The sequence below is a fragment of the Yinghuangia sp. YIM S09857 genome (assembly GCF_051388915.1).
Classification (GTDB): domain Bacteria; phylum Actinomycetota; class Actinomycetes; order Streptomycetales; family Streptomycetaceae; genus Yinghuangia.
The window spans coordinates 142,957-150,906 of record NZ_JBPKBH010000024.1 but is presented as its reverse complement, the minus strand read 5'-3'; the positions used below and the strand labels follow the sequence as shown (position 1 = coordinate 150,906).

The 7,950-nt window shown below is 72.3% G+C and carries 7 protein-coding genes; all 7 read right to left on the bottom strand.

The window, feature by feature from the left end:
• Window positions 1-267: 267 nt before the first annotated feature.
• The 7 genes from ahcY to ACRX5S_RS35275 all read right to left on the bottom strand — a co-directional run bounded on the left by ahcY (window position 268) and on the right by ACRX5S_RS35275 (window position 7,790).
• Window positions 268-1,707: an adenosylhomocysteinase gene (ahcY, locus tag ACRX5S_RS35305; protein WP_436777303.1), complete on the bottom strand. Its 1,440-nt coding sequence runs from the start codon at window positions 1,705-1,707 to the stop codon at window positions 268-270.
• 208 nt (window positions 1,708-1,915) lie between these two features.
• Window positions 1,916-2,842, bottom strand: a complete 927-nt coding sequence (locus ACRX5S_RS35300; RefSeq protein WP_436777302.1) for a cation diffusion facilitator family transporter — start codon at window positions 2,840-2,842, stop codon at window positions 1,916-1,918.
• A gap of 150 nt (window positions 2,843-2,992) precedes the next feature.
• Window positions 2,993-4,204 (bottom strand): mannose-6-phosphate isomerase, class I, encoded by a 1,212-nt coding sequence (manA, locus tag ACRX5S_RS35295; RefSeq protein ID WP_436777301.1) that lies wholly within the window; start codon window positions 4,202-4,204, stop codon window positions 2,993-2,995.
• Window positions 4,205-4,206: 2 nt separating this feature from the next.
• Window positions 4,207-5,370 carry an SIS domain-containing protein gene (locus ACRX5S_RS35290; RefSeq protein ID WP_436777300.1) on the bottom strand — a complete coding sequence of 388 codons (1,164 nt, stop codon included), beginning with the start codon at window positions 5,368-5,370 and terminating at the stop codon, window positions 4,207-4,209.
• Complete coding sequence (locus tag ACRX5S_RS35285; RefSeq protein WP_436777299.1) at window positions 5,367-5,564, bottom strand: Trm112 family protein; 198 nt, start codon at window positions 5,562-5,564, stop codon at window positions 5,367-5,369. Before ACRX5S_RS35285 ends, ACRX5S_RS35290 begins: the two co-directional genes overlap by 4 nt.
• A gap of 134 nt (window positions 5,565-5,698) precedes the next feature.
• A complete protein-coding gene (locus ACRX5S_RS35280; protein ID WP_436777298.1) occupies window positions 5,699-7,045 on the bottom strand; it encodes a phosphomannomutase/phosphoglucomutase in 1,347 nt (448 codons plus the stop codon).
• A 325-nt stretch (window positions 7,046-7,370) separates the two neighbouring features.
• Window positions 7,371-7,790 carry a DUF3499 domain-containing protein gene (locus ACRX5S_RS35275; RefSeq protein WP_436777297.1) on the bottom strand — a complete coding sequence of 140 codons (420 nt, stop codon included), beginning with the start codon at window positions 7,788-7,790 and terminating at the stop codon, window positions 7,371-7,373.
• Window positions 7,791-7,950 lie beyond the last annotated feature (160 nt).

The following is a 7,950-nucleotide window of genomic DNA, read 5'->3' as shown; positions in this document are numbered from 1 at the left end:
CGTGTCCTCGGCGAGGACACGCCCACTCTCTCCAGATCCACTCACTCGACTGCGTGCCCCGGGTAGCGCGCCGTCGGGGCACGACGGCACCCGCCGACCCGACGCCCGTCAACCCAAGCCGTCAATCCAAACCGTCGGTCCGAGACCGCCGGTCCCCGCCCGAGGCTCGTCGGCCCGAAACTGCCGGCCCGAGGCTGCCGATCCGGGCCTCGGCCCGAGATTGGCGGCCCGAGGCTCGTCGGCCCGGCCCACCCGGGCGGGCCACGGTCAGTAGCGGTAGTGCTCCGACTTGTACGGCCCCTCCACCGGAACCCCGATGTACGCGGCCTGCTGCTCGGTCAGCGTGGTCAGCTTCACCCCGAGCGCGTCCAGGTGCAGGCGCGCCACCTTCTCGTCGAGGTGCTTCGGCAGCACGTACACGCCCACCGGGTACTCCGACGTCTTCGTGAACAGCTCGATCTGCGCGATCGTCTGGTTCGCGAAGCTGTTGGACATCACGAAGCTCGGGTGCCCGGTCGCGTTGCCCAGGTTGAGCAGGCGGCCCTCCGACAGCACGATGAGGACCTTGCCGTCCGGGTACGTCCAGGTGTGGACCTGCGGCTTGACCTCGTCCTTCACGATGCCCGGGGTCTTCGCCAGCCCCGCCATGTCGATCTCGTTGTCGAAGTGGCCGATGTTGCCCACGATGGCCTGGTGCTTCATCTTCGCCATGTGCGAGGCGAGGATGATGTCCTTGTTGCCGGTCGTGGTGATGAAGATGTCGGCGGTCTCGACGACGTCGTCCAGCGTGGCGACCTGGTAGCCGTCCATCGCGGCCTGGAGCGCGCAGATGGGGTCGATCTCGGTGACGACGACGCGCGCGCCCTGGCCGCGCAACGACTCGGCGCAGCCCTTGCCGACGTCGCCGTAGCCGCAGACGACCGCGACCTTGCCGCCGATCAGGACGTCGGTGGCGCGGTTGATGCCGTCGATCAGCGAGTGACGGCAGCCGTACTTGTTGTCGAACTTCGACTTGGTGACCGAGTCGTTGACGTTGATCGCCGGGAAGAGCAGCGAGCCGGCCGCGAACATCTCGTACAGGCGGTGGACGCCGGTGGTGGTCTCCTCGGTGACGCCCTTGATGTGCGGGGCCATCGCGGTCCACTTGCCGGGGTTCTCCGCGAGGTTGCGGCGCAGCACGTCGAGGATGACCGCGTACTCCTCCGAGTCGTCGGCGGTGGTCGCGGGCACGGCGCCGGCCTTCTCGAACTCGACGCCCTTGTGCACCAGCAGCGTGGCGTCGCCGCCGTCGTCGAGGATCATGTTCGGCCCCTCGTGGCCCGGCCAGTTGAGCGCCTGCTCGGTGCACCACCAGTACTCCTCCAGCGTCTCGCCCTTCCAGGCGAACACCGGGACACCCTGGGGGTCGTCGACCGTGCCGTTCGGGCCGACGGCGACGGCCGCGGCGGCGTGGTCCTGGGTGGAGAAGATGTTGCAGGAGACCCAGCGGACCTCGGCGCCGAGGGCGACCAGGGTCTCGATGAGCACGGCGGTCTGCACGGTCATGTGCAGCGAGCCCATGACGCGGGCGCCTGCGAGGGGCTGGGCCGCCGCGTACTCCTTGCGGATCGACATCAGGCCGGGCATCTCGTGCTCGGCGAGCTGGATCTCCTTGCGGCCGAACGGCGCGAGGGAGAGGTCGGCGACCTTGAAGTCGGTGAAAGCCATGGGGCGTTCCTCAGATGAGAGTCGGTACGGGGTCCGGGGGATGCGTCGGGCGCCGGGCAGGCGCAGCCGCACCCGCCGTACTCCGACGCGATCCAGTCGGGAGCCCTCTGCCCTCATGCCGTACGCCCGGGCCGGTGCCGGGGCGGAACGGTTCTGACCGCCGTCCGCAGCGACTGTGTGCGCCTTTCCGCCGACGACGTTAGCACTTTCAGGCGGCCGGCTCGGGCGCGTGGTAGATGTCCGGCTCCAGGTAGATGACGCGGGCGATGGGCACCGCGGCGCGAATTCGCTCCTCGGCGCCGTCGATCGCGGCCGCGACCTCGCCCGCGGAGTCCCCGGCGTTGACCGCGATCTTGGCGGCGACGAGCAGTTCCTCGGGGCCGAGGTGCAGCGTGCGCATGTGGATGATGCGCTCGACGTCCTCGCCGTCGACCATGGCCTTCTCGATGGCGCGGATGGTGTCGAGGTCGGCTGCCTCGCCGAGGAGCAGGCTGCGGGTCTCCAGCGCGAGGACGATCGCGATGAGGACGAGCAGCACGCCGATGCACAGCGTGCCGATGCCGTCCCAGACCGGCTCGTCGGTGATGACGGTGAGGCCGACGCCGAACAGCGCGAGGAACAGGCCGACGAGGGCACCGAGGTCTTCGAGCAGCACGATGGGCAGCTCGGGCGACTTGGCGCGGCGGACGAACTGCACCCAGGTGAGCTTGCCGCGCACCACGTTGGACTCGTGGATCGCGGTGCGGAACGAGAACGTCTCCAGGATGATCGCGAACACCAGGACGCCGACCGCCCAGTACCAGCTCTTCAACTCGTGCGGGTGGGCGATCTTCTCGTAGCCCTCGTAGATGGCGAACATGCCGCCGACCGAGAACAGCACGATCGAGACGAGGAACCCGTAGATGTAGCGCTCGCGTCCGAAGCCGAACGGGTGCTCGGGGGTCGCCTCGCGCTGCGCGCGCTTGCCGCCGACCAGCAGCAGGACCTGGTTGCCGGAGTCGGCCAGGGAGTGCACGCCCTCCGCGAGCATCGACGACGAGCGGGTGAACGCGAAGGCCACGAACTTCGCGACCGCAATGCCGAGGTTCGCGAACAACGCCGCGACTACGGCTTTTGTACCGCCACCCGCACTCATGCAACTACCGCCCTAGGTCAGATCCGCCGATGCCGTGCCCTGGTCCTTTGAACGCGCTTGGCGCGCGCTTTGCCGTTCTGCGGCGGTCATTCTGTCACCGCGAGCGCGCCCACGGCGGATATCGGCAACTCGTGTCGGGGAGACCGCGGCTCAGCCCTGGCCGGGCACCGTGGCGCGGAAGACCGTGCCGACGCCGCCGAGCAGCAGGTCCGGGTCGTCGGCCGGGACGTACACGGACTGCCCTCGCAGCAGTTCGAGTTCGCCGCCGTTCGCGTCCGCGACCACCGCGGCGCCGTCGGTGCACAGCAGGATCTGCGGGGCCGCGGAACGCAGCGTGTGCCGGGCGCCGCCGCCGAGTTCGTAACGCGACAGGCGGAAGTCCGGGACCGGCGTCGGGTAGACCTGCTCGCCGTCCTCCCCCTCGATGGGGTCGAGGACGTCCACCGGCCCGGCGCGGAACTCCAGCACGCGCAGCAGCTCGGCGATGTCGATGTGCTTGTCGGTGAGCCCGCAGCGCAGCACGTTGTCGGAGTTCGCGAGGATCTCCACGAAAACGCCGCGCAGGTACGAGTGCGGCAGGCCCGCCGCGAAGTACACGGCCTGGCCCTCGGTCAGCCGCACGTGGTTGAGCAGCAGGGCGGCGACCACGCCGGGGTCGGCCGGGTGGCGGCGCGCGAGGTCGGCGACCGCGGCGCAGGCCGCGGCGAACGGCCCCGGGGTCTCGGCCACCCGCAGGCAGGCGGCGGCGACTTCGCCCACGACGATGGCGCGGCGGTTGTCCGGCAGCGTCAGGGCGTACGTCGTGGCTATGCGCAGCCCCTCGGCCTCCGACTCCTTGCGCAGCGCGTCGATGCACGGTTGGAGCTCGGGAACGGCCAGCAGGTCCAGCAGCTTGACCGTCTCGGGCACCTCGCGGAAGCCGCACAGGGCTTCCAAGTCGCTGAGAGCGCAGGCGAGTTCGGGCTTGTGGCTGGCGTCGCAGTAGTTGCGGAACGGGGCGTCCAGCGGTACACCGCGCGCCTGTTCCTCCGCAAATCCCGCCGCGGCCTGCGCCGGGTTGGGGTGCACCTGGAGCGACAGCGGCGCCTCCGCGGCCAGCACCTTGAGCAGGAACGGCAGCCTCGGACCGAAGCGTTCCGCGGTCACCGCGCCCAATTCGCGCGCGGGGTCGGCGGCGATGACGTCGGCGAGCGAGCGGGCGCCGAGTCCGTCGCGGCGGTCCACCCGGGACGGGTCGCCGGGGTGGGCGCCCATCCACAGCTCCGCCTGCGGTTCGCCGGTCGGCGGCACGCCGAGCAGGGCGGGGATCGCGGTTGTGGAACCCCACGTGGAGTTCCGGACCCGGTTGACGAGGCGGTCCATCGCTATCGGGTCCCGTCCCCGTCCCCCGGCGCGAACGCGTCGAAGCAGCCCTCGGAGCCGGTGTCGTGCCCGGTCGTGAGCGCGAGGTAGGTGGCGGCGAAGTCGCCGAGGGCGACGAACCCGCCGAACCGGGCGAGGGCGTTCGGGCCCTCGGCGGCGATCTCGTTGAACGGCAGGCCGAGGTCCACCGCGACCCGGCGGACGGCGTCGACCTGGCGGCGGACCGGGGCGGTGTCGTCGTCGACGAGCAGCACCGGGCGCAGCCGCATCGGCTCGGGCTCCTCGACCCGGTCACGGAAGAAATCGTCGGAATCGCCCGACGCGCGGCCGAGCGAGCCGTCGAAGAGGCTGCCGGACCCGGCGGCGGCCTCGGGCAGCGTGCCGGACAGCGCGGGCAGCCCGGCGACCGAGGTCAGGGCCGCGGCGAGGCGGGCCGCGGCGACCCCGGCGACGGGGCCGGTGCCCCACACGACCGGGATGGTCCCGGCGAGGTCGAGGGCGAGGGACTTCGCGGGGTTCTCGTACGTCTCGGCCGTCGGGCGGCAGCGCAGCCCGACCGCGTCGAGCCGGTCGGCGAGCGCGTCGAACGCCTCGCCGGGGCCGTACGTCCCGACGCCGTACGACTGGCACAGTGCAAGCAGCCCGCTCAGCAGCGGCCAGAACGCGTCCCGGGCGGCGACCTTGTCGGGGCCGCCCACCGCCGGGGCGAAGACGCGCAGGCGCAGCCCGCGGGACTGCTCGGCGGCGGCGTCCAGCGCGGAGCCCTCGGGGGCGACCGCGGCGACCCCGCAGCCGCGCCGGTACGCCTGCTCGGCGAGCGCGAGGAGGTCGGCCTCGCGGCCGGTGGGGCCGCCGAGGACCAGCAGGTCGAGCGGGCCGAGCCAGCCCGGCAGTATGCCGCCGGTGACCGCCACGACGGGGACCGCCGCGGTGGAGCCGGTCAGCGCGGTAAGCGCGGCGACCGCCGGCCCGCAGTTCGGCGGGACGGCGACCGCGATGGTGCGCGGCCGGTCGCCGGAGCCGGCGCGCAGGCCGGACTCGGCGACCGCCCACGAGGCGCGGCGTACCTGGGCTCCGGCACCCGCGAGGGTGAGGAGCGACTGCCCCGTGTCGGCGCGGCCGAGTCCCTCGGCGTCGTCGAGCAGGGCCTCGTCGACGGGGATCATGCCGAGCCGTTGCCGGAGCCGCCGGGGCGGCGCGCCTCGTCGGCGAGCAGCACGGGGATGTCGTCGCGGACCGGGTAGGCCAGGCCGCAGGTGTCCGACGAGCAGACCAGCTCGGCCACACGGATGTCGGGACGCAGCGGGGCATGGCACACCGGGCACGCGAAGACCGTCAGGAGCGGGTTGTCGGGCTTCAAGGCTTTCACTCCCACGGGGACGGCTGGGCGGAGGTCCGGCGGGCCGGGACGGCACCGCGACCGAACGGTCAACGAGACACCCTACTGACAGGTTCCATGATCCGATACGCGGCCGGAACCGGCCGGGCCGCCGGTCATCCGCGGATCAGCGCGAGGACCGCGTCGCGCAGCGCGGCCATGGTGGTCGCGTCCTTGGCCTCGACGTTCAGGCGCAGCAGCGGCTCGGTGTTGGACGGACGCAGGTTGAACCACCAGTCGTCGCCGCCGATGGTCATGCCGTCCATGTCGTCGACGACGATGCCGGGCTGCCCGGCGTAGGCGGCGCGCACCTTCTCGGCGGCCGCGGCCTGGTCGGCGACTTCGCTGTTGATCTCGCCGGACTGGACGTAGCGGTCGTAGTCGGCGACGAGCGCGGACAGCGTGCCGTCCTGGCCGCCGAGGGCCGCGAGGACGTGCATCGCGGCGAGCATGCCGGTGTCGGCGCGCCAGAAGTCGCGGAAGTAGTAGTGCGCGGAGTGCTCGCCGCCGAAGACGGCGTCCGTCACCGCCATCTCCTGCTTGATGAACGAGTGACCGACGCGTGTGCACACCGGCGTGCCGCCGTGCTCACGCACGATCTCGGGGACCGCCGAGGAGGTGATGAGGTTGTGGATGACCGTGGCGCCGGGGTGCTTCTCCAGCTCGCGGACCGCGACGAGGGCGGTGATCGCGGACGGCGAGACGGGGTCGCCCTTCTCGTCCACGACGAAGCAGCGGTCGGCGTCACCGTCGAAGGCGAGGCCGATGTCGGCGCCGGTCTCGCGGACCTTCGCCTGGAGGTCGACCAGGTTCTTCGGGTCGAGCGGGTTGGCCTCGTGGTTCGGGAAGGTGCCGTCCAGCTCGAAGTACATCGGGACGACGTCGAGCGGCAGGCCCTTGAGGACCGCCGGGACGGTGTGGCCGCCCATGCCGTTGCCGGCGTCGACGACGACCTTGAGCGGGCGGATCGCGCCGAGGTCCACGAGGGAGCGCAGGTAGGCGGCGTAGCCCGGCAGGACGTCCTGCTGCGTGATGGTGCCCTGCTTGCCGTCGAACCCGGGGACGCCCTCCTCCACCAGCGCGCGGATCTCCGCGAGCCCGGTGTCCTGGCCGATCGGCGAGGCGCCGGCGCGGCACATCTTGATGCCGTTGTACTGCGCGGGGTTGTGGCTCGCGGTGAACATCGCGCCGGGCAGGTCGAGGCTGCCGCTGGCGTAGTACAGCTCGTCGGTGGACGCGAGGCCGATCTCGGTGACGTCGGCGCCCTGGTCGGCGGCACCCTCCGCGAACGCCCGCGACAGGCCGGGTGAGCTGGGGCGCATGTCGCGGCCGACGACGATCGCCGTGGCGCCGGTGACCCTGACGAACGCGGCGCCGAGGGCGCGGGCGGTGTCCGCGTCCCACTGGTCGGGGACCACGCCCCGCACGTCGTACGCCTTCACGATCTGGGAGAGGTCGCGCACCGGGGCTCCGCTTCGTTGTCCGCTTGTCCTGGTTCGGCTCGGTCCCCGGTGTGGCGTGGGGTCCTGGGAAACCCTATCGCCGCGCACCCCGCAGCCGAATCTGACCGGCCGTCACCATCGGAGGAACGTTGTGCGGCGGAACCGCCGGACGGGAGTCGGATCGGGTCCGTCCCGGGGTGCGGGGACGCAGCGGACGAGAGGGGGGCGACGAGGGGAGGGAAGGGTGAAGCGGGCCGAAGAGGGTGCGGCGGCGGGAGCCCGGACTGTGCGGTCCTGCCTCGGACGGCGCCGTTCGGTGTTCGGGGGCGCTGCGGCGCGGTTCGGGTCAGGAGTCGGGTGAGCGGAGTACGCGCAGGTGGCCGCGGCGGCCGGCGTCGGAGTGGCCGCCGCGGTCGGCGGGCTCGGGCACGGTGGGCTGTTGCTGCTGCGGCGGGCGGGCGGCCTCGCGCACGGCGTTGGCCAGCGCTTCGAGGTCGTCCGTGGTGGGCTTGCCGGCGGCGGGGTCCGGGGCCAGGCGTACGACCTCCCAGCCGCGCGGAGCGGTCAGGCGCTCGGAGTGCTCGGCGCACAGGTCGTAGCAGTGCGGTTCCGCGTAGGTCGCGAGGGGTCCGAGGACCGCCGTGGAGTCCGCGTAGACGTACGTCAGCGTCGCGACCGCAGGGCGACCGCATGCAGTCCGCGAACAGCGACGTACAGGGCTCACGGGAGTGGACGGTACCGCACCGCGGGCACCCGCGGGTCGCATACGCCCCACGTCAGGCCCACGTGTCGCCGATCCGGGCCGGTCAGGGGGATGTCCGGGGGTCTTACCGGCGGGGCTCGGCGGCGTTCGGCGGCCAGCCCCTATGCTCGATTCCGTGCACAGTGAGCACTCCGCGGGCCCGTCCCGCAACGACCGCGCGCCG